The following is a 279-nucleotide window of genomic DNA, read 5'->3' as shown; positions in this document are numbered from 1 at the left end:
GCGCAGCTTGTCCGGGTTGAAACCGTGCGTTTCATCCTTGCCGATTGATGTACCGAGCGCAGTAATCAGCGTGCCAACCTGATCGGACGAGATCATTCGGTCGAAGCGGACGCGTTCCACATTGAGGATCTTTCCGCGCAGCGGCAGGATGGCCTGGTTTTGGCGCGAACGACCGCTCTTTGCAGAGCCACCTGCCGAGTCACCCTCGACGATAAAGATTTCAGACTTGGCCGGATCGCGCTCCTGACAGTCGGCAAGCTTGCCGGGCAGGGACGTCAC

General features: G+C 59.5%; 1 protein-coding gene. It reads right to left on the bottom strand.

Features of this window, described 5'->3' with window-relative positions; all coding sequences use genetic code 11:
• Positions 1-279: toprim domain-containing protein (locus SB822_RS56605; protein ID WP_410859040.1), on the bottom strand; the 279-nt coding region annotated here is incomplete at both ends.

Origin of the sequence: Paraburkholderia sp. SIMBA_054 (assembly GCF_046534875.1) — a bacterium.
Taxonomy (GTDB): domain Bacteria; phylum Pseudomonadota; class Gammaproteobacteria; order Burkholderiales; family Burkholderiaceae; genus Paraburkholderia; species Paraburkholderia hospita.
The sequence above is the reverse complement of the archived record's forward strand: the minus strand, read 5'-3'. Positions and strand labels throughout refer to the sequence as shown.